At 71.9% G+C, this 20,170-nt stretch carries 21 protein-coding genes; 10 read left to right on the plus strand and 11 right to left on the minus strand.

Features of this window, described 5'->3' with window-relative positions:
- Positions 1 to 21: 21 nt before the first annotated feature.
- On the minus strand, positions 22 to 1,521 hold the full coding sequence (locus BMY97_RS14605) for a glutamate-cysteine ligase family protein (RefSeq protein WP_091617343.1): 1,500 nt from the start codon (positions 1,519 to 1,521) through the stop codon (positions 22 to 24).
- Positions 1,522 to 1,734: 213 nt separating this feature from the next.
- Here BMY97_RS14605 and BMY97_RS14610 point away from each other — a divergent pair, with 213 nt between their 5' ends.
- From BMY97_RS14610 to BMY97_RS14620, 3 genes are all read left to right on the plus strand, one after another.
- Positions 1,735 to 2,544, plus strand: coding sequence for a TrmH family RNA methyltransferase (locus BMY97_RS14610; protein WP_091617344.1), 810 nt, complete (start codon positions 1,735 to 1,737; stop codon positions 2,542 to 2,544).
- 77 nt (positions 2,545 to 2,621) lie between these two features.
- Entirely contained in the window at positions 2,622 to 3,221 is a 600-nt protein-coding gene (locus tag BMY97_RS14615; protein ID WP_091617345.1) for a DUF2537 domain-containing protein, read from the plus strand.
- A gap of 39 nt (positions 3,222 to 3,260) precedes the next feature.
- Positions 3,261 to 3,620: an MmcQ/YjbR family DNA-binding protein gene (locus BMY97_RS14620; RefSeq protein ID WP_091617526.1), complete on the plus strand. Its 360-nt coding sequence runs from the start codon at positions 3,261 to 3,263 to the stop codon at positions 3,618 to 3,620.
- Here the strand turns inward: BMY97_RS14620 and sepH are convergent.
- The 3 genes from sepH to BMY97_RS14635 form a co-directional block, all read right to left on the minus strand.
- Complete coding sequence (sepH, locus tag BMY97_RS14625) at positions 3,617 to 4,504, minus strand: septation protein SepH (RefSeq protein WP_091617346.1); 888 nt, start codon at positions 4,502 to 4,504, stop codon at positions 3,617 to 3,619. The two genes, BMY97_RS14620 and sepH, sit on opposite strands and share 4 nt — an antisense overlap.
- A gap of 172 nt (positions 4,505 to 4,676) precedes the next feature.
- Positions 4,677 to 5,867: a sensor histidine kinase gene (locus BMY97_RS14630; protein ID WP_245787314.1), complete on the minus strand. Its 1,191-nt coding sequence runs from the start codon at positions 5,865 to 5,867 to the stop codon at positions 4,677 to 4,679.
- Positions 5,864 to 6,523, minus strand: coding sequence for a response regulator transcription factor (locus BMY97_RS14635; protein ID WP_091617347.1), 660 nt, complete (start codon positions 6,521 to 6,523; stop codon positions 5,864 to 5,866). The genes BMY97_RS14630 and BMY97_RS14635 overlap by 4 nt, the downstream gene beginning before the upstream one ends.
- Positions 6,524 to 6,644: 121 nt before the next feature.
- On the opposite strand from BMY97_RS14635, the gene BMY97_RS14640 reads away from it, so the two are divergent.
- The 4 genes from BMY97_RS14640 to BMY97_RS14655 all read left to right on the plus strand — a co-directional run bounded on the left by BMY97_RS14640 (position 6,645) and on the right by BMY97_RS14655 (position 10,217).
- Positions 6,645 to 7,205 (plus strand): hypothetical protein, encoded by a 561-nt coding sequence (locus tag BMY97_RS14640; RefSeq protein WP_091617348.1) that lies wholly within the window; start codon positions 6,645 to 6,647, stop codon positions 7,203 to 7,205.
- On the plus strand, positions 7,202 to 8,287 hold the full coding sequence (locus BMY97_RS14645; protein WP_091617349.1) for a peptidoglycan-binding protein: 1,086 nt from the start codon (positions 7,202 to 7,204) through the stop codon (positions 8,285 to 8,287). The genes BMY97_RS14640 and BMY97_RS14645 overlap by 4 nt, the downstream gene beginning before the upstream one ends.
- Positions 8,284 to 8,967, plus strand: a complete 684-nt coding sequence (locus tag BMY97_RS14650; RefSeq protein WP_091617350.1) for an ABC transporter ATP-binding protein — start codon at positions 8,284 to 8,286, stop codon at positions 8,965 to 8,967. The genes BMY97_RS14645 and BMY97_RS14650 overlap by 4 nt, the downstream gene beginning before the upstream one ends.
- Positions 8,968 to 9,083: 116 nt before the next feature.
- Complete coding sequence (locus BMY97_RS14655; RefSeq protein WP_245787327.1) at positions 9,084 to 10,217, plus strand: ABC transporter permease; 1,134 nt, start codon at positions 9,084 to 9,086, stop codon at positions 10,215 to 10,217.
- Positions 10,218 to 10,282: 65 nt separating this feature from the next.
- Here BMY97_RS14655 and serC read toward each other — a convergent pair whose 3' ends face one another.
- Positions 10,283 to 11,410 (minus strand): phosphoserine transaminase, encoded by a 1,128-nt coding sequence (gene serC, locus BMY97_RS14660; RefSeq protein ID WP_091617352.1) that lies wholly within the window; start codon positions 11,408 to 11,410, stop codon positions 10,283 to 10,285.
- A gap of 67 nt (positions 11,411 to 11,477) precedes the next feature.
- Here serC and BMY97_RS14665 point away from each other — a divergent pair, with 67 nt between their 5' ends.
- The gene (locus BMY97_RS14665; protein WP_091617353.1) at positions 11,478 to 12,809 is read left to right on the plus strand and encodes a hypothetical protein; all 1,332 of its coding nucleotides are present in this window, start codon (positions 11,478 to 11,480) and stop codon (positions 12,807 to 12,809) included.
- Here the strand turns inward: BMY97_RS14665 and BMY97_RS14670 are convergent.
- The 6 genes from BMY97_RS14670 to BMY97_RS48400 all read right to left on the minus strand — a co-directional run bounded on the left by BMY97_RS14670 (position 12,755) and on the right by BMY97_RS48400 (position 18,043).
- Positions 12,755 to 14,101, minus strand: coding sequence for a serine hydrolase domain-containing protein (locus tag BMY97_RS14670; RefSeq protein WP_091617528.1), 1,347 nt, complete (start codon positions 14,099 to 14,101; stop codon positions 12,755 to 12,757). The two genes, BMY97_RS14665 and BMY97_RS14670, sit on opposite strands and share 55 nt — an antisense overlap.
- Before the next feature lie 27 nt (positions 14,102 to 14,128).
- Entirely contained in the window at positions 14,129 to 14,752 is a 624-nt protein-coding gene (locus tag BMY97_RS14675; RefSeq protein ID WP_091617354.1) for a response regulator, read from the minus strand.
- Complete coding sequence (locus BMY97_RS14680) at positions 14,749 to 15,912, minus strand: sensor histidine kinase (protein ID WP_091617355.1); 1,164 nt, start codon at positions 15,910 to 15,912, stop codon at positions 14,749 to 14,751. The genes BMY97_RS14675 and BMY97_RS14680 overlap by 4 nt, the downstream gene beginning before the upstream one ends.
- Positions 15,909 to 16,724, minus strand: coding sequence for an ABC transporter permease (locus BMY97_RS14685; RefSeq protein ID WP_091617356.1), 816 nt, complete (start codon positions 16,722 to 16,724; stop codon positions 15,909 to 15,911). The genes BMY97_RS14680 and BMY97_RS14685 overlap by 4 nt, the downstream gene beginning before the upstream one ends.
- On the minus strand, positions 16,721 to 17,560 hold the full coding sequence (locus BMY97_RS14690; protein WP_091617357.1) for an ABC transporter ATP-binding protein: 840 nt from the start codon (positions 17,558 to 17,560) through the stop codon (positions 16,721 to 16,723). Before BMY97_RS14690 ends, BMY97_RS14685 begins: the two co-directional genes overlap by 4 nt.
- Positions 17,561 to 17,644: 84 nt before the next feature.
- Positions 17,645 to 18,043, minus strand: coding sequence for an FkbM family methyltransferase (locus BMY97_RS48400; protein ID WP_245787315.1), 399 nt, complete (start codon positions 18,041 to 18,043; stop codon positions 17,645 to 17,647).
- Between the two features lie 128 nt (positions 18,044 to 18,171).
- On the opposite strand from BMY97_RS48400, the gene BMY97_RS48405 reads away from it, so the two are divergent.
- Together BMY97_RS48405 and BMY97_RS14700 are read left to right on the plus strand one after the other, a co-directional pair.
- On the plus strand, positions 18,172 to 18,408 hold the full coding sequence (locus tag BMY97_RS48405) for a hypothetical protein (protein ID WP_245787316.1): 237 nt from the start codon (positions 18,172 to 18,174) through the stop codon (positions 18,406 to 18,408).
- Positions 18,409 to 18,462: 54 nt separating this feature from the next.
- Complete coding sequence (locus BMY97_RS14700) at positions 18,463 to 20,169, plus strand: SDR family oxidoreductase (protein WP_091617358.1); 1,707 nt, start codon at positions 18,463 to 18,465, stop codon at positions 20,167 to 20,169.
- The last annotated feature ends 1 nt before the right edge of the window (position 20,170 follow it).

Genomic DNA, 20,170 nt, shown 5'->3' on the forward strand with positions numbered 1-20,170 from the left:
GGGCAGGCACGCGAAGCCCGCTCAGCCGGTGAGCGGCCAGGTGTGCACGGGCTCGCCCTCCGCGGACAGCTCCAGGTAGCGGCCCAGCATGCGGTTCAGCGCCGTCTCGCGGTCGTCGCCGCGGTTCTGGGCGCGCTGCACGTAATCACGTTGCCAGGTCGAGCCGCTGCGCCGCGCCAGGCACCGGCGCTCGATGATGCCGAGGTACTTCACCCGTGCCTCGTCGGAGACCTCGGAGCGGCGCAGGCCCTCGTGCGCCAGCGGCAGCAGCACGCGCAACGCCAGCTCGTCCGGCGGGATCCAGCCGATGCCCGGCCAGTACAGCTGCGCGTCGAAGCTCTTGCGCGCGCCCGCGTACAGGTTTTCCTCCGCGGCCTGGAACGACATCTGCGTCCACACCGGCCGCTCCTGCTCGGCCAGCGCCCGTTGCGCGCCGTAGAAAAACGCCGCATTGGCAACGATGTCGACCACAGTCGGCCCGGCCGGCAGCACGCGGTTCTCGACGCGGAGGTGGGGCAGGCCGTCGACGACGTCGTACACCGGGCGGTTCCAGCGCCAGATGGTGCCGTTGTGCATCCGCAGTTCGGTGAGCTTCGGGGCCTGGCCCGCCTCCAGCGTTTCGATCGGGTCTTCGACGTCGGTCTCGGGCAGCAGCCCGGGGAAGTACCGGACATTTTCCTCGAACAGATCGAAGATCGACGTGATCCACCGCTCGCCGAACCACACGCGCGGGCGCACGCCCTGGTTCTTCAGCTCCTCCGGCCGGGTGTCGGTGGCCTGCTGGAACAGCGGGATGCGCGTCTCGTGCCAGAGCGCCTTGCCCAGCAGGAACGGCGAATTCGCGGCGAGCGCGATCTGCACGCCGGCCAGGCACTGCGCGGCGTTCCAGTGCGCCGCGAATTCCTCGGGCGCGACCTGGAGGTGCAGCTGAACCGAGGTGCACGCGGCTTCCGGAAGAATGGATTCCGAATAGCTGCGGAGTCTTTCCGGCTGCGCGCCGGGAAGCGCCGCGCCCTCCATGGAAAGCGAGATCCGCTCGCCGCGCGCGGCGAAGATCTGGTCGTTGAGTGACGAGTAACGCGTTTTGTTGGTGAGCCATTTTTGATCGAAGTGCTCTTGGCGCAGGGTGGGCAGGATGCCGATCATGGCCAGCGTCGAGCCGGTGTCCGTGGCCTTCGACGCCGCCTTGCCGAGGTACGCCTGAAGGTCGTCTTCCAGCTGTAGAGCCGAATCCCCGGCCAGCGGCCGCGGCGGCACGTTCAGCTCGAGGTTGTGCTGGCCCAGCTCGGTGGTGAACGACGGATCGTCGATCGCCTCCAGCACCGCGGTGTTCGTCATCGAGGGGCGCAGCCTGCCGTCGACCAGGTTCAACTCCACTTCAAGCCCGATGTTCTTGCGGGGAAAGGAAAAACTTCCATCCGTGAGCATGCGGGCCAACGTGTCGAGACAACGCTGGACCTTACGGCGATACCGTCCGCGGTCGAGCTGAGCCGACGGTTCGGCCGAGAGATCCGTACCCATGTGTGACGCGCTCCTTGGCTGCGATCCGCGGGTGTCCGGGCGGGGACTGCCAGGGCGCCCACCGTTGCACAGTGCGACACGGCGGGCTAGCGGCCAAACTGGTGCTCTCTGTCACGGCGGGTTGACTCACCGCAAAAAGGGCCCGTTCGTACCAGGGAATGCCAGTCGTTCGGACCAGCCGGGCGGGCCGCGGGCGGATGTCACACTGTGCGGGTGGCCGAACTGATCTTCACCGAGGACCGGGCGAATCCGGGGCTCGACGATTTCCGCGACCTGTCCACAGCGGACCGGCGCCCGGACCGTCCCGGTGGACGGGGACTGGTGATCGCCGAGGGGACCGTGGTGGTCGGGCGGATGCTCGCTTCGCCTTATCCGGTGCGCGCATTGCTCGGCGTGGAACGGCGATTCCGCGAATTGGCGGACGAGCTCGATGGGGTCGACGCGCCGGCGTACGTGACGTCCGCCGAGACGATGGCCGAGGTCGTCGGCTTCCACCTCAACCGCGGGGTGCTGGCCGTCGCCGACCGCCCGGCGCCGCCGACGGTGGCCGAGGTGGTCGCGGGCGCGCGTGTGCTCGCCGTGCTGGAGGGGGTCGGCGACCACGAGAACCTCGGCGCGCTGTTCCGCAACGCCGCCGCGCTCGGTGTCGACGGGGTGCTGCTGGCGCCCGGCTGCTCGGATCCGCTGTACCGGCGAAGCGTCCGCGTTTCGATGGGCCACGTGCTGCGTGTCCCGTTCGCGACGTTCGACGACTGGCCCGGCGGGCTGGATCTGCTGCGGGTAAACGGTTTCCGGGTCGCGGCGCTCACCCCGCGGGCCGATTCGGTGCCGTTGCGAGGTTTGCGCGCGCAGGTGCCGGGCCGCATCGCGCTGCTGCTCGGCGCCGAGGGGCCGGGCCTTTCGGCGGAGGCCATCGCGGCCGCCGACCTGGCCGTGCGGATCGAGATGGTGCCGGGCGTCGACTCGCTGAACGTCGCCACCGCGGCCGCCGTCGCGTTCCACGAGGTGGCCGCCACCGGTTGACGAGGTGCGACGCCGCGGGGGCGCCCACTACTAAGGTGACACACGCTGATGGTGATTCACCGGCGTGGAAGGACACTATGGAGCTGCGGATCCGCGGCGAGCGCGCGGTGCTCGCCGGTCCGGGCGGCGAGCACGCGCGCGAAGTCGACCCGCGCCGGCTCGCGATCGGTGCCGACCTGGCGCAGGCGCTGCACGAATGGGCGCGCGTCGCTTCGGCGGTGTCGCGCACCGGGCCGGACACCGAAGTCGCGGGCTCGGTGGTTTCGCAGCGCGGCCGCCAGCTCGCCGGGCGGCTGGCCGCGGTGATGGGGACCCCGGTGCGGTTCGTCGACCCGGTGTCGGGCGTGGAGACGGTGGTGGAGCCCCCGCCGCCGGCGCCCGGTGAACGCGAGCCGCGGCGCGCCCGTCACCGCCGTGAGCCGGTGCCGTGGTTCACGGGGCTGACGGTGTCCGCGTTCGCCACCGTGCTCGTGGTGGTCGCGATGCTCGCGCTGGCCGGCACGCTGGCCCGCGAGACCAGTGGATGGCTCGCCGTGCTGGCGGCGCTGGTGGTGACCGGCGGTATCGCGCCTTCGCTCTGGCTGGGCCGGAACCTGCCGATCCTGCGCTGGGCGGTGCTCGGCGCCGGGGTCGGCCTCGTGGCGGCGTGGGTCGGCGTGCTGGTGATCGTCTTCTGAGTGGTGGCCAACCTCCGCGGCCCGGCCGATACTGGCGCGATGGCCCCTGTGGACGAACTCCGGAAACGCTGCCTGGCCCTGCCCGAGTCCTCCGAGCGGCTGAGCCACGGGGAGCCGACGTGGTTCGTCCGGGAGAAGAAGGCGTTCGTCCGGTTCGCCGACAACCACCACGGGGACGGGCGGCTCGCGTTCTGGTGCCCGGCGCCGCCCGGTGCGCAGGAGGAACTCGTGCGCACCGAGCCGGGCCGGTTCTTCCGGCCGCCGTACGTGGGGCATCACGGCTGGCTCGGGGTGCGGCTGGACGTGGACGTCGACTGGGCCGAAGTGGACCGCATCGTCCGCGATGCCTACCGGCTGGCCGCGCCGAAGGCCCTGGCCGCGCTCGTCGAGCGGGACTAACCGCGCTGCGAGCGGACGCCCAGCAGGACGTCCTCCCACGACGGCACGATCGGGTGGTTCTTCTTGGCCTTCGTGCGCTGGCCCTCGTCGGACTCGGCGCCGCTGTCGTCTTCGTCGTTGTCGGACGGCGGAACGCGCGGGATCTCCCGCGTGTCGTCGTCCTCGCCCTCGTCCGGCCGGGTGGGGGCCTCGATGACGCGCACCTCGTCGGTGACGGCCCGCTCTTCATCAGCGGAGTCGAGCGTCGGCTGGACCGCGGTGTCGCGGGCCGGCTCCAGCGCGCGGACCGTGCGCGGGGCGCGGTAGGCGTTGGGGTTGAGCAGGACTTCGGCGTTCTCGTCCAGCGCCTGCACGGTGCCGCCGTGTGCGCCGGGGGAGAACGACCAGTGCGCGCGGTTGTCCGAGCGGCCGGCCTTCCACCGCAGCACGACCACCCACTTGCCGTCGTCGCCGCGCCAGGAGTCCCACTTGGCCTGGGTGTAGTCGTGGCCGCGGACGCCGAACGCGTACGCGATCACCTCGCCCAGCGTCTGCACGTCGGGGCCGTCCTCGCGGACGGGGTGCGCGCTCTGCGCCAGCTCCGCGGTGCGGGAGCGCTCGAGCAGCACGGGGTAGGCGAAGCGCTCGACGCGCTGCGCCGAAACGCCGGAACCGCCCGCCACCTGCTCGACGGACTCTCCCGCGCGGATTCGCGCCTGGATCTCGCGTGGCCGCATCTGGCTCTCCAACTCGATTTCGATCTGGCCCAGCCGGGCGATGTCACCCCTCGCCGCCGCGCGCAGTCTCTCATCGGCCGGGAGCAGGAAGCGCGTACGGCTCGCCGGGTCTTCGAGCACGATGGACTTGCCGTCCTCGTGCAGCCCGATCACCCGTAGCGCCCGCATTTCTCGCCTCCCCGATCTTCACCTTTGTGGGTGCTTACGTTAGTTCGGCGCGTCGACTTGACGTGCGAGGCGCGCCGATGCTTCACCCGCTTGCTGTCTTTTCGATTTGATCTTCGACATCCTCTCAGGCCGGCCCGGTCAGTGGATCGCGTGACACGCCGACCACGTTCTGTCACGAATGAGTGGAATAACCGCTGGGCGGCAACCGGATCTCGACCACGAGCCCGCCCCGCGGCCCCGGCCTCGCCGCCGCCTCGCCGTCGTGGGCCAGGGCGACCGACCGCACGATCGACAGGCCGAGTCCGGCGTTGCGCGAGTTGCCGGTCCGCTCGGTGGAGAGCCGCCGGAACGGCTCGAAGACCGTGGCCGCCGCGTCCGCGGGCACCACTGGGCCCGAGTTCCGGACGGTCAGCGCCGGGTCGCCGCTGATCTCGACGTGCACCCAGCCGCCTCGGGTGTTGTACGTGATCGCGTTGACCACGAGGTTGGTCACCAGGCGTTCGAGCAGCACCGGGTCGCCGGCGACGGTCCGCGCGCGCAGGTTCGGCTCGACGACGATCCCGGCCTCCTCGGCCTGGGCGGCGGTCGCGGTGAGCACGGTGCGGACCACCTTGTCCAGGCGCACCGGCGAGCGCGAGGGCAGCCCGCGGTCGCTGCGCGCCAGCACCAGCAGGCCCTCGATCATGCGCTCGCTGCGCTCGTTGGTCAGCAGCAGGTGCTCGCCGAGCTTGCGCAGCCCGGGCCCGGCCTCCGGGTCCGCCAGCGCCACCTCGATCAGCGTCCGCTGCACGGCGAGCGGGGTCCGCAGCTCGTGGGAAGCGTTGGCGACAAAGCGTTTCTGGCTGTCGAAGGACTCGCCGAGCCGGTCGAGCATGCCGTCGAAGGTGTCGGCCAGCTCCTTCAGCTCGTCTTCGGGACCGTCGAGGTTGATCCGCCGGTCGAGCCGCCCGGCTTCGAGCTTGCGGGCAGTCGAGGTGATCGTGTGCAGCGGCCGCAGCGTGCGGCTCGCCATCACCCAGCCGAAGAACACCGCCAGCGCGGCCGCGATCAGCAGGGCGACGGCGGACCCGACGAGCAGGGTGGACAGCGTGGCCGAGCGGTAGTCGGTGAGCGCCGTCTGCGTGGCCGCCACGATCTTGAGGCTCGACGGCGTCCGCTCCACCGGGATGGCCGGCGTGACCGGGTAACTCAGGCCTTCGGCGCGCGTCCCCTGGACCGCCGTCGTGGCGAACTGCGCGGCGTCCGGCAGCGAGCCGTTCACCAGCGCGTAGTTGATCAGCAGCAGCACGAGCCCGGCGAGCAGGAACAGGCCGCCGTACATCGCGGTGAGCCGGTTGCGGACCGACAGCCGGGGGCGCCTCACGCGCCGAACCGGTAGCCGGCCCCGGGCACGGTCTCGATCACCGGCGGCTCGCCGAGCTTGCGGCGCAGCGTCATCACCGCCACCCGCACGGCGTTGGTGAACGGGTCGGCGTGCTCGTCCCACGCCTTCTCCAGCAGGTCCTCGGCGCTCACCACCGTGCCTTCGGCCCGCATCAACACCTCCAGCACGGCGAACTCCTTCGGGGACAGCGGCAGGAACCGCCCTGCGCGGGCGGCCTGGTGCCGGGGCAGGTCGAGCACGACGCCGCCGCGCTCCAGCACCGGCGGCAGCGCGGGGCGCGCGCGGCGGCCCAGCGCCTGGACGCGGGCGACCAGCTCGGCGAACGCGAACGGCTTGGTCAGGTAGTCGTCGGCGCCCAGCCCGAGTCCGGCGACCCGGTCGGTGATGTCGGCGGCGGCGGTCAGCATCAGCACCCGGGCCTCGCCGCCGGTCGCCAGCACCGCCGAGCACACCCGGTCGCCGTGCACCACGGGCAGGTCGCGGTCCAGCACCACCACGTCGTACGAGTGCACGCCGACCCGTTCCAGCGCCTGGCCGCCGTCGTAACAGACGTCGACGGCCATCGAGAACCGCCGCAGTCCCTCGGCGATCGAGTCCGCCAGCAGTTGCTCGTCCTCTACCACCAGTACGCGCACCGGCCCAGTCTGCCCGGCCCGGGGATAAGGGCCGCATAAGCGGTTTCGCTTAGCCCGCCGGAATCACCCGATCCGTAGAACTTCGGGCCGGAGCCGGGACCGGCCGGCAAGAGGAGGAGTCATGCGGAAACGACAGGTGGTCGTGGTGGCGGGGCTGGCGGCGCTGCTGCTGGCGGGCTGCGGCGGCGGGGGCGGCGGGAACGACAAAGTGGCGTCGATCTCGGGCCCGCCGAGCACTTCGGCGGCGAAGGACGTGACGGGCGGCGGCGGGAAAGCCGACCCGGAACAGGAAAAGCAGATGTTGCAATTCGCCAAATGCATGCGGGACAACGGCATCGACATGCCGGACCCGAAGCCGGGCTCGGGCGGGATGTCGATCGCGCTGCCCGCCGGCAAGGCCGGGGACATGGACAAGATGAACAAGGCGCAGGACGCCTGCAAGAAGTTCCTGCCCAACGGCGGCCAGCCGAAGCCGCTCAACCCGCAGCAGCTGGACGAAGCGCGCAAGCGGGCGCAGTGCATGCGTGACCACGGCGTCGACATGCCGGACCCTGACGCGAACCACGCCGGTACGATCAACCTCGGCGGTTCGGGTGACCAGGCCAAGACCGAGGCCGCGATGAAGGCCTGCGGCTTCGGCGACGCCGCCATGCCGGCCGCGCCCGCGGCGGGTTCGAAGTGACCGGACCGGAACGGCCACGCCGTCGTCGCGCCCGCTGGTTCGTCGCGGTCGCCGTGGCCGTGGTCGTGCTGGGCACGACCTCGGTGGTGGTCCTCACGCGCGTCGCCGAAGGCACCTCGGGCCCGGCCGCGGCCCCGCCTCAGGTCGAGACGGCCGAGGTGACCAAAACCGACCTGAGCGACGCGGAGGAGGCCGACGGCACACTCGGCTACGGCGCGGAAACCTCCGTCACCGGCCGGAAACCGGGCACGCTCACGTCGCTGCCGGCGGCGGGCTCGACCATCTCGCAGGGCAAGACGGTCTACAGCGTGGACGCCAAGCCGGTGCCGCTCTTCTACGGCACCCTGCCCTTCTACCGCGACCTGGCCGACGGCGTGGACAAGGGCCCGGACGTCAAGGAGCTGGAGCAGAACCTCCAGGCGCTGGGCTTCGGCGGCTTCGGCGCGCCGGACACGAAGTTCACCTCCGCCACCGCGGCGGCCGTGAAGAAGTGGCAGAAGTCGTTGGGCGTCGAGCAGACCGGCACCTTCGGCCAAGGCGACGTCGTGCTGTCGGCCGGTGAGGTCCGCGTTTCCGCCGTCACCGGTCAGCTCGGCGGGCCGGGCACCGGCGAGGTGCTCAAGACCACCGGCACCGGACGGTCGGTGACCGTCAAGCTCGACGCCGCCAAGCAGGCGCTGGCCCAGGTCGGCGCCAAGGTCGGCCTGACCGTCAACGGCGCCGAGACCACCGGCACCATCACCGATGTCGGGCACACCGCGGAGCAGGGCAAGGACGCCTCGGGCCAGCCCAACGGCACGTTGACGATCACCGTCACGGTGAACCTCGACGACCCGAAGGCGGCCGGCTCGCTCGACTCCTCACCGGTGACCGTCCGGTTCACCAAGGACGTGCACAAGGGTGTTCTCGCGGTCCCGGTCGGCGCGTTGCTGGCGCTCGCCGAGGGCGGTTACGCGGTTGAGGTCGACGACCACGGGAAGCGGCATCTGGTCGCGGTCAAGACCGGGATGTTCAGCGCCAGCTTGGTGGAGGTGTCCGGGGCCGGGCTCGCCCCGGGCGTGCGGGTGGTGACGACCTCGTGACCCCGGTCCTGGCCGCGCGCGGGGTTTCGCGCACCTACCCGGGCGGGGTGGCCGCGCTGCGCGACGTCTCGCTTTCGCTCGAGGAGGGCGAGCTGGCCGCGATCGTCGGCCCGTCCGGTTCGGGGAAGTCGACGCTGCTGCAGCTGATGGGCACGCTCGACCGGCCGACCGCGGGCCGGGTCGAGCTGCGCGGCCACGACGTCGCCACCCTGCCCGACCGGAAGCTCGCCGCGCTGCGCTCGCGCTGGATCGGGTTCGTGTTCCAGCAGTTCTTCCTCGACGACGGGCTCAGCGCGGTCGACAACGTCTGCACCGGGCTGCTCTACGCCGGGGTTTCGCGAAGGGACCGGCGGCGCCGGGCGCTGGCCTCGCTGGAGCGGGTCGGGCTCGGGCACCGCGCGTGGCACCGGCCGGGCGAGCTGTCCGGCGGAGAGCGGCAGCGGGTGGCGATCGCGCGGGCCGTGGTGAACGGGCCGTCGATCCTGCTCGCCGACGAGCCGACCGGGAACCTCGACACCGGCACCGGCGCGGCGGTGCTCAGCCTGCTGGCGGAGCTGAGCGCGGACGGCACGACCATCGTCGTGATCACCCACGATCGCGAGATCGCGGCGGGGCTGCCGCGGCGGATCGAGCTGCTCGACGGCGTCCTGCGCCTCGACACGGGGCTGGTGGTCCGATGATCACCGCCGACGCACTCCCTCCCGCGGAGGGGGCATCGGGCACCGTCGCCCCGCCGCCGGTGCCCGACCCGGCCCGGCTCGGCCCGCGCGACGTGCTGACGCTCGGCGCGCACGGCATGCGGACCCGTCCGGTGCGCGCCGTGCTCTCGGCGCTCGGCATCGCCATCGGCGTCGCCGCGATGGTCGCCGTGCTGGCGATCCCGGCGTCGAGCGCGCAGGCCCTGCACGACCGGCTGGCCGCGCTGGGTACCAACCTGCTGGTCGCGGCCCCGGGCCAGACGCTCTTCGGGAAGCCGGCGAAGCTGCCGGACGAGGCCGTGGCCATGGCGAAGCGGATCGGCCCGGTGACCGCGGCTTCGGCGCTCGGGCTGACGTCGCAGACCGTCCGGCGCAGCGACCGCATCCCGGCCGAGGAGACGTCCGGGCTGTCGGTGTTCGCGGCGACGCCGGACCTGCTCGGCGTGCTGGGCGGGCAGGTCCGCGCCGGCTCGTTCCTCGATGCGGCGAACCAGAAGTTCCCGGTGACGGTGCTCGGCTCGGAAGCCGCCGCGCGCCTCGGGATCGACCACATCGACCCGGCGAAGCCGCCGCAGGTGTGGCTCGGCGGGCGCTGGTTCACCGTGGTCGGCATCCTCGGCCCGATGCCGCTGGCACCGGAAGTGGAGCGTTCCGTGCTGGTCGGCTGGGACGTCGCGAAGGCGTTGCTGGGCTTCGACGGCCACGCCACCACCGTGTACGCCCGCGCCGATGAGTCCCAAGTGGACAGTGTGCGCGGGGTGCTCGGCGCGACGCTCAACCCGGCCTCGCCGGACCAGGTCAACGTCCGCCGTCCGTCGGAAGCGCTCGAGGCGCAGCAGATCACCGACAACAGCTACAGCGCGTTGTTCCTCGGCCTCGGCGGGGTCGCCCTGCTGGTAGGCGGCGTCGGGGTGGCGAACACGATGGTGATCTCGGTGCTCGAACGGCGGCGTGAGATCGGCCTGCGCCGGGCGCTCGGCGCGACCCGCCGTCAGGTGCGCGGGCAGTTCCTCGCCGAATCGGTGCTGCTGTCCGGGCTCGGCGGGCTGGTCGGGGTGCTCGTCGGGGTGCTGGTGACCGCGGGGTACGCGCTGAGCCAGGGCTGGCCGGCGATCCTGCCGCCGCTCGCGCTGGCCGGCGGAGTCGGGGTGGCCGCGCTGGTCGGGGCGATCGCGGGGGCCTATCCGGCCGCCCGCGCGGCGCGGCTGCCGCCCACTCAGGCACTCGCCTGAGAGAAGCGAAGGACCCCTTCCATCGGGGGGAAGGGGTCCTTCGCTTTGCCGGGCTCGGGCTCGGGTCAGCCGAGGCGCTCGACGACGTACTCGATGCTCTGGGTCAGCTTGGTGATGTCGTCCGGGTCGATCGCCGGGAACAGGCCGACGCGCAGCTGGTTGCGGCCCAGCTTCCGGTACGGCTCGGTGTCGACGATCCCGTTGGCGCGCAACACCTTCGCCACCGCGGCGGCGTCCACCTCATCGGTGAAGTCGACGGTGCCGACCACCTGCGAGCGCAGGCTCGGGTCCTGGACGAACGGCGTGGTGTACGAGGTCTTCTCGGCCCACTCGTACAGCCGGGTCGAGGACTCCTTGGTGCGCGCGGTGGTCCAGGCCAGGCCGCCCTGGCCGTTCATCCACTCGATCTGCTCGGCGAGCAGGAACAGCGTGGCGACGGCGGGGGTGTTGTAGGTCTGGTCCTTGCGCGAGTTGTCCAGCGCGGTGGTGAGCGACAGGAACTCCGGGATCCAGCGGTCGCCGCCGCCGATCTCGCCGATGCGCTCGACCGCGGCGGGCGAGGCCAGCGCGATCCACAGGCCGCCGTCGGAGGCGAACGACTTCTGCGGGGCGAAGTAGTAGACGTCGAAGTCCTCGGCCTTGACCGGCAGGCCGCCGGCGCCGGAGGTCGCGTCGATCGCGACCAGCGCGCCTTCACTGCCTTCCGGGCGGCGGACCGGCACCGCGACGCCGGTCGAGGTCTCGTTGTGCGCCCAGCCGACCAGGTCGGCGCCGGACTGGTAGGCGATCTCGGGCGCGCTGCCCGCATCGGCCTTCACGACGATCGAGTCGGCCAGGAACGGCGCCCCGTTGGTCACGGTCGCGAACTTCGAGGAGAACTCGCCGTAGGTGAAGTGCTGGGCGCGCTCGCGGACCAGCCCGAACGCGGCGGCGTCCCAGAACGCGGTGGTGCCGCCGTTGCCCAGGATGACTTCGTAGCCCTCGGGCAGGGAGAACAACTCGGACAGGCCCGCGCGCACCCGGCCGACCAGTGACTTCACCGGCTTCTGGCGGTGCGACGTGCCGAGGTAGGTGGAGCCGGACTCGGCCAGCTTGGCGAGCTGCTCGGCGCGGACCTTCGAGGGTCCGCAGCCGAAGCGGCCGTCCGCCGGCTTGAGGTCGTCGGGGATGCTCAACTCCGCTGCGTCGGTCATGTGCGCAGTCTCTCAGGTCGGGACGCGCCTGCTAACGGCGGTGGCCTGGTGTCCGACATGTGGAATCGTGAGCAGACAGCCCTTCCGGCACGATCCCGGCGAACGGGACAGCGGCCGCTTCCGTCCGCGGTGGTGGTGGTTCACGCTGTTCGCCGTGACGGTGGCCGGGCACCTGCCCTTCGGCTGGGACTCGACGGCGGCCGTCGGGCTGCCGCTGGGCTTCGCGGTGACGCTGGTGCTGGTTTTCGTGCCCCGGCTGCCGCGGTGGCTGACCCGGGCCGGCGAACCCGGGGATTCCGGCGAGCGCAAGCGTTTGCGGCCCGGTCCGGCGGGGCGGGGCTGCTTGGTGCTGGTGGCCATGGGCGCGGTGGGCGCGGTCGCGTACGGGACGGTGACCGAGCCGCCGGAGCCCGGGGAGGTGGGCGCCGCGGTGTTCGTGTGGGTGGTGGCCGCCGGGTTCCTGCTGGCGTCGGTGGGCTGGCTGCTGCTCGCGTTCCGGCGACCCCGGGAAGCGAAGACGCCCGGTTTCCCGCGGCCGGGCACGCTGCCCGAGGTGGTCCCGTCCGAGACCCCGCGGGGCATCGCCGTGGCCGTGCGGGTCGGCGACGGGGACACCAGCCAGTGGGACTGGCGGGGATCGGTCCGGCCGGTCCGGCTCACGGTCACCTTGCCGGACGGCCGGCTCGGCTACCTGACGCTGCCGCGGGCTCCCGGTCCGCTCGCCCTCGCCGTCGTGCGAACCGGGAAGCTGTGGCTCACCGGCGGCGGGCTCGACCGGCCGGACCCCGGCGGCCGGGTCGCCGCCGAGCACGGGAAGTTCACCGCCGCCGGGCTGCTCACCACCGACCCGGCCGGCCACGTGCCGGGGCGCCGGCGCCGCCCGTGGGGAGCCTCGTTGCGCGTGCTGGCCTGGCTCTACCGGCTGCGGGTGCCGGTGGTGGTCCTCGCCGGGGCGGCGGTCGTGGCGGTGCCGGTCGCCGGGATCGCCTGGTCCGGCTGGGCGTGGACGCTGTTGTTCCCGGCCCTGCTCGCGGGGGCGACCGCCGCGTTCTGGTCGTCGGAGGTACGGGACGAGTACCGCGAGGCCGGCGAGGGGCCGTTGACCCCGATCGACGTGCGGCTGGCCGACGACCACGTCTGGCCCGGCGGCGAGGTCCGGGCCTGGGCGGTGCTGGAGCCGGGCCGGCCCGCGCGCCTGGACATCGCGGCCTGCCCGCCGGAGATCGCGGCCGAACTGCTGGCGCACCACCGGGTGTGGGTGTTCGGCGGGCCGCGCCCGGGGCCGGTGCTCCTGGGCCGGCCGGGCCACCGCGTCTACACCGCGGCGTTCTTCTGGGACCGCCGTCAGCGCCAGCCGGCCTCGTCGACGCCGCCGGGCACCGGGGCCGAGGGGTCGTAGGGCGTCCGGGTGAAGATGAACGTGGCCAGGTTCAGGTGGTTCGCCACGCCGTCGCCGGTCCGCCCGACGGTCAGTGTTTCGCCCGCGTAGTAGCCGTCCAGTCCCAGCCAGGTGTCCGGGCCGGTGGGCCGGAACCGCGACGCCCGGCCGGAACCGTTGACCGGCTCCAGCGCGATCATCCCGTCGCCCAGCACGCGCAGGGTGTACGGCGTCGGGCCCCAGTGCCACAGCCCGGTCAGCGCCAGCAGGCCCGGGTCCACAGTGGACGGCTGCCACTCGTCCGGCAGGGCGGGCTCCAGCTCCTCGGCCATGGTCAGCAGGTCCAGTGACAGCTGGACGATCCCGACGCCCGCGGTGGAGTTCGTCAGGCACAGCGCGCCGGTGCCGGTGTTCGCGTCCACCAGCGTCGTGGCCAGGAAGCCCGGCATCGAGCCGGTGTGGCCGGCCAGGTGCCGGCCCTGGTAGCGGACCACCATCAGGCCGAGGCCGAAGCCGGTGGTCCACACCTCGGTGTCGTCGACGGTGTTCATCAGCCGCATCTCGGCGACGGTGTCCGCGCTCAGCACGCCGCCGGTGTGGCCGCCGAGGAACGCGGTCCAGCGGCCGAGGTCGGTGACCGTGGACCACAGCTGGCCGGCCGGCGCCATCGCGCCCGCGTCCGGCGCGGGCTCGGGGTGCAGCACGTCCGCGAACGGGTGCACGGCGAAGCCGTCGGCGTGCGGGGCCCGCGGGTGCGGGGTGGTGCGCGTCATGCCCAGCGGCGTCAGGATCTCGTCGGTGACCACGTCGAGCCACGGCCGGCCGCGGTGGCGCGCGACCAGCTCGCCGAGCACGCCGAAGCCGACGTTCGAGTAGTGGAACTTGAAGCCGGGGCGCAGTTTGGTCGCGCCGGTGTCGAGGCTCGCCACCAGCGTGGCCCAGTCGCCGCCCGGCGCGCGCTCCCACCACTGGCCCGGCGACTCCGAGGTCAGGCCCGAGGTGTGCGACAGCAGCTGCGCGATCGTCGTCCCGCCGAACGCCGTGCCGGGCACGTGCTTCTCCAGCGGGTCGGTCAGGTCGAGCCGGCCCTCGTCACGCAGCCGCAGGACGGCCGTGGCGACCATGGTCTTGGTGATCGAGCCGAGCCGGTACTGGGTGTTGTCGTCCGGGCGGGCGTCGCCGACCCGGCCCCGCGCGCCCGACCAGACGACCTGCCCGTCGCGCACCACCGCGGCGACCAGCGACGGGGCGCGGCACACCGCCTGTTCACGGGCGAGCCGGCGGTACAGGGCGAGTTCGGTGGAGTCGAGCATGACGGCCATTCTGCCTGGCCGCCTTCCTCAGCCGAGCAGATGGCGGTCCAAAGCCGTGGTGACCGCCGCGGTGCGGTCCGAAACGCCGAGTTTCCCGAACACCCGCAGCAAGTGCGTCTTCACGGTCGCCTCGCCGATGTGCAGCGCGCGGCCGATGTCGGCGTTCGTGTGTCCCTTCGCGACCAGCCGCAGCACCTCGACCTCGCGAGCGGACAGCGGCGAAGCGGGCGGCGGGTTCCGGACGCGGTTCACCAGTTTCCCCGCCACCGAAGGCGCCAGCACGGTCTCGCCGCGCGCCGCGGCCCGGATCGCGCCCGCCAGCTCCGCGCGTGACGCGTCCTTCAGCAGGTAGCCCGCCGCGCCGGCCTCGACCGCGCGCAGGATGTCGGCATCCGTCTCGTACGTGGTGAGCACGACGATCCGCCGGGCCGGGGTTTCCTCGAGGATCTCGCGAATCGCGCCGACCCCGTCGAGTCCCGGCATCCGCAGGTCCATCAGCACCACGTCCGGCTGCTTCACGCGGTCCAGCGCCACCGCCTCGGCGCCCGAGCCTGCCTCGCCGACGACGGTGAGATCAGCCTCGGCTTCGAGCATGCCGCGCAGCCCTTCGCGCACCACGGGATGGTCGTCCACCAGCATGATCGTGATCACGCGGGCACCTCCAGTTCCAGCTCGGTCCCGTCGCCGCGGCCGCTGCGGACGGTCAGGTGCCCGCCCACCTGCTCGACGCGCGAGCGCATCCCCCGCAGGCCGAAGCCGTCCGTGGGCTCGGCAGCGGCGAAGCCCGCGCCGTCGTCGCGCACCAGCAACCGTACGCCAGCGTCCACAGCGGACAGCCGGATCAGCACGGCGGTGGCCCGTGCGTGCTTGCGGACGTTGGTCAGCGCCTCCTGCGCGCCGCGCAGCAACACCACTTCGGCCGCCGTCTTGAGCGACGGCAGTGGACTGTCCACATCGCACTCGACGATCAGCTCGGTCTCGTCCGTCAGCCGGGATGCCTGCCGCCGCAACGCCTCCTGCAGCGATCCCGAGGCCAGCTCGGACGGCGCCAGCGCGGCCACCATCGCGCGCGCCTCCGCGAGGTTCTCCCGCGCGGTGCGGGCCGCGAGCGCGAGGTGGCGGCGCACGGCGTCCGGGTCGGTGTCCAATTCGGACTCGATGGCCTGGGTCAACGTGACGATGCTGGTGAACCCCTGCGCCAGCGTGTCGTGGATCTCCCGCGCGAGCCGCTCCCGCTCGGCCGCGGTGCCCGCCTCGTGCGAGAGCCGGGTGACCTCGGCCTGGCTGTCCTCCAGCTGCCGGATCAGCTCGGCCCGCGCGGTGCTCTGCTTGATGATGTCGGTGGTGAACTTCCCGGCCAGCGCGCTGAAAACGACCAGGATCGCGGTCATCGGCAGCAGGATCGACAGGCTCGGGTCGCCCCAGCCGCCGCGCACCACGGCGGAGACCGGGTCCAGCAAGATGACCAGCGTGGTGACCGCCGAAGCCGCGCGGACATCCAGCAGCATGAACAGCAGCGGGCAGACCATGAACAGCACGAAGCTCGAGGTGGTGTCCGCGAAGATCGCCGTGCCGGCGGTGGCGACCAGCACCCCGGTGTAGACCACGGCCGGGAGGCTGTTGTCCTCGCGCTTCACCAGCCGCCGCCCGGCCGCCAGGTAGGAGAGGGCGAGCGCGGCGAGCGCGATCTCCGCCACCGTTTTCGAAGCGGTGGTGACGTCGTCGAACAGCACCAGGAGCGCGGTCGCCACGTAGGCGACCGCGAACAGCACCTCCCAGAACCAGAACGAGCGCTGCCAGGCGTCGGTCACGGCTTCTCGTTCGTCCACCGGAACGTCAGCCTCGCCAGCACCAGCCCGACCACGCACCACGCCGCCAGCACCAGCGCCACCATCGGAAGTTCCCACGATCCCGCCATCTCCTGTGTCGCGGCGTCCGCCGGCAGGAACACCGAGCGGAAGCCCTGGCAGATCCATTTGAGCGGGAAGAACGACGCGATGTCCACCATGATCTTCGGCAGGTGGGTGATGGGCGAGACGAACACCCCGGAAATGAACTGCAGCACCAGGTACACCAGCTGCACCACGGCCACCGTACCGGTCGCCGTGCGGGTGAGCGAGCTGATCGAGATGCCCAGCAGCGTGCACGAGACGATGCCGAGCAGCAGCACCCACACCAGCGTCAGCCACTTGGCCGGGTCGCTCGGCAGCGACAGGCCGAACAGCAGCATCGCGACCGCCGCCATCAGCACCGTCTGCGCCACGCTCGTGACGGCCACCATGATCATCTTGCCGATGAAGTACGACGCCGGCGGCATCGGCGTGCCGTGCAGCCGCTTGAGCGCGCCCATCTCGCGGTCGGCCGCGATGCCGATGCCGACACTGTTGAACGAGGTCGAAACGATGCCCGAGCCGATCATCCCGGCCGCGAGCAGCTGTCCCGAGGAGACGCCGGTCTGCCCGGTCGGACCGTCCAGAATGGACCCGAGCAGGATCATCAGCACGGCGGGCAGCGAGAAGGTGAAGACCACCTGCTCCCGGTTGCGGAAGAACTGGCGCAGCTCGGCGCCGCCCCGGGCGAACCCGAGGGTGAACGTGCCCGACAGGGCGAGGGTGGCGGTCACAGCTTCTCTCCGATCAGCTCCAGGTAGATGTCCTCCAGGCTCGGCCGCGTCACGGTCAGGCCGGCGAGCTCCCTCCGCCCGCCGGACAGCTCGTTGACGACCTTGGTCGGGAACGCCGTGCGCTCCACGTGCTCCCCGCGTTCGTCGGTCCACCGCACGGTGGCCTCGGCGTGGCCGCGGCCCCCGAGCGTTTCCGGGGTCCCCTGCGCGACAATCGATCCCCGCGCGATCACGACCAGCCGGTCGGCGAGCGCCTCGACCTCGTCGAGGTAGTGCGTGGTGAGCAGGATGGTGGTGCCCTCCCGGGCGAGGTCGTCGATCAGCCCCCAGAACTGGCGCCGCGCCTCGGGATCGAAGCCGGTGGTCGGCTCGTCCAGGAACAGCAGTTCGGGACGGCCGATGATGCCGAGCGCGACGTCCACCCGCCGTCGCTGCCCGCCGGAAAGCGACTTCACCCGCGCCCCCGCTTTCTCGGTGAGGCCGACCTTCTCGATCACCTCCTCGACGTTTCGCGGATTCGGGTAGTACTTCGCGAAGTGCCGCACCGTTTCCACCACGCTCAGATTGGCGGCGTCGGTCGCCGTCTGGAGCACGATGCCGATCCGTGAGCGCCACGCGCGCCCGGCTTTGCCCGGGTCCTCGCCCAGGACGTCGGCCTCGCCCGCCGTGCGCTGCCGGTGCCCCTCCAGGATCTCGACCGTGGTCGTCTTGCCCGCGCCGTTCGGGCCGAGCAGCGCGAACACCTCGCCCTGGTGGATGTCCAGGTCGAGCCCGGCGACCGCCAGGTGCCCCGGGTACTCCTTGCGCAGTCCGCGCACTCTCACCGCTGTGGTCATGGACTGATCCTGCGGCCACGGACCGGGTCCGCGGGACGTCCGGCCAGTGGAATCCGCCTGTCCACCGAACGGTGGACAGCGGTGTCAACGGGCCGCGAACACCATGCCGATGTCCGCGGCCAGCTGTACCGGATTCTGCTCCACGTCGACGGCGAAGCCGCGCCCGAGAAGGATCTCGCGAACTGCGTCGCGGTTCTGCCGCCAGCCTTCGACCTCGACGACGACCTGCTGGATCAGCGGCCAGTGCCGCTCCTCGACACCCCGCAGTACGTCGAGCTCGGCACCCTCGACATCGATCTTGAGCAGATCGACGCGACCGATGTCCTGCTCGTCGAATACCGCGGACAGGGGCCGGACCAGGACCCGGTGCGTTTCGAGGTGCCGCAGCACCCGCAGCTTGCGGCTCATCAGACCGCGCAGGACCGGAGCGGGCACGCGGCGAAGTACCGATCCCAGGCCGCCCTGCCGGATCGCCTCGACCATGCTGGCGGTGACTCGCCGTCGCTCGGCCTCAACCGTGTCCTCGCCCCGCCAGGACGACGAGAAGATCGTCGCGGCCGGAAAATAGCTGAAGTCGAACTCCTCGTCACGGTCGGCGAGTCCGTACGGCAGTGCAGCGGCTCGAAGGCGTAGATCCGCACATCGCCGTCCAACCGCTCGTAGACGGCGGCCGAGAAGACGCCGATGTTGGCGCCGACGTCAAGCACGGTCGCCCCCGGCGCGAGCTCGACGCCATGGGAGAAGTAGCCAGCAGCGTCATGGTTTCCCGTGGAACCAGCGAAAACACTGTCATGAACAGCGAAAAGGCGGTGATTCACGAACGTCTGGCGAAGCGGAACCGCCACTGAGGTGAACCACCTTGTTGACAAGTTGTCTAACATGACAGGATGTCTCACAAGCAGGTGACCGCCAGTGACGGTGTCCGCCTCTCGGTCCGCGTGACCGGTGCCGCGGACGGGCCCACGGTCGTGCTCGTGCACGGCTACCCGGACAACGGCTCGATGTGGGACGGGGTGGCCGCCGAGCTGGGCCGCCGTCACCGCGTGGTGGTCTACGACGTGCGCGGCGCGGGGGAGTCCGACAAACCGCGCAGCCGCAGTGCGTACCGGCTCGACCAGCTGGCCTCGGACCTCGCCGCCGTGGTCGACGCGGTGCAGCCGACCGGCAAGGTGCACCTGCTCGCGCACGACTGGGGCTCGATCCAGACCTGGCACGCGGTCACCGGCGACGAGCTGCGCGGCCGCATCGCGTCGTTCACCTCGATCTCCGGCCCGAGCCTCGACCACGCCGGCGCGTGGTTCCGCGCGCAGCTCAGCCGGCCCTCGCCCAAGCGGCTCGGACATGCCGCGCGCCAGTTCCTGCACTCCGGCTACATCCTGTTCTTCCAGCTCCCGGTGGTGCCGGAACTGTTGTGGCGCACCGGTTTCATGCGGGCGATGATCGGCAGGCTCGAGCCGGCCGAGGCCCCGCCGTCCACAGTCGACGGCATCCACGGGCTGAAGCTCTACCGCGCCAACATGATGACCAGGCTGACCCGCCCGGTCCCGCGGCCCGCGGACGTCCCGGTGCAGGTGCTCGCCCCGTCCCGCGACGCGTACGTCACCACGCCGCTGCAGACCGAGGTCGAACGCTGGGCGCCGGACCTGCGGGTGCGGCGGATCACCGGCTCGCACTGGGTCACGCGCAGCCGGCCGGACGTGATCGCCGGCGCGGCGGCCGAGCTGATCGAATACGCCGAGGGCGGCGACGAATCCCGCGCGCTGAAGCGGGCGCGCGTCGGCGAGAAGCGCGGCCGGTTCGCGCACAAGCTGGTCGTGGTCACCGGCGCGGGCAGCGGCATCGGCCGCGCCACCGCGCTGGCGTTCGCCGACGAGGGCGCGGACGTGGTGGTCACCGACATCAACTCGGCCGCGGCGGTGGAAACGGCGAAACTGCTGCGGGAGCGCGGAGCCGCCACCGGTGAGTACACAGTGGACTCCTCGGACGGCGAGGCCGTCACCCGGTTCGCCGAGCAGGTGCGCGCGGACTTCGGCGTGCCGGACATCGTGGTGAACAACGCGGGCATCGGCATGTCCGGGCCGTTCCTCGACACGTCGTTGCGGGACTGGGAGAAGGTGATCGACGTCAACCTGTGGGGCGTGATCCACGGCTGCCGCGCGTTCGCGCCGATGCTGAAGGAGCGCGCGGAGGGCGGCCAGATCGTCAACCTCGCCTCGGCCGCGGCGTACCTGCCGTCGAAGATCCTCACCGCGTACGCCACCACGAAGTCCGCGGTGCTCACGTTGAGCATCGGGCTGCGCGCCGAGCTGGCCGCCGACGGCATCGGGGTCACCGCGATCTGCCCGGGGCTGGTGCAGACGAACATCACCAACACCACGCGGTTCGTCGGCGTCGACGCCGCGGAGGAAAGCCGTCGGCAGAAGGCGTCCACGAAGCTGTACGCGCGGCGCGGGTTCGGGCCGGAGAAGGTCGCGCGCGACATCCTGCGCGCGGTGGAGAAGGACGTCGCGATCCAGCCGTCCACCCCGGAAGCCAAGGCGGCGCTGGTGCTTTCGCGGCTGACGCCCGGTGTGCTGCGCGCGGCCGCGAAGCTGGACCTGACCCCGTGAG

The sequence above is a fragment of the Amycolatopsis saalfeldensis genome (assembly GCF_900110575.1).
Taxonomy (GTDB): domain Bacteria; phylum Actinomycetota; class Actinomycetes; order Mycobacteriales; family Pseudonocardiaceae; genus Amycolatopsis; species Amycolatopsis saalfeldensis.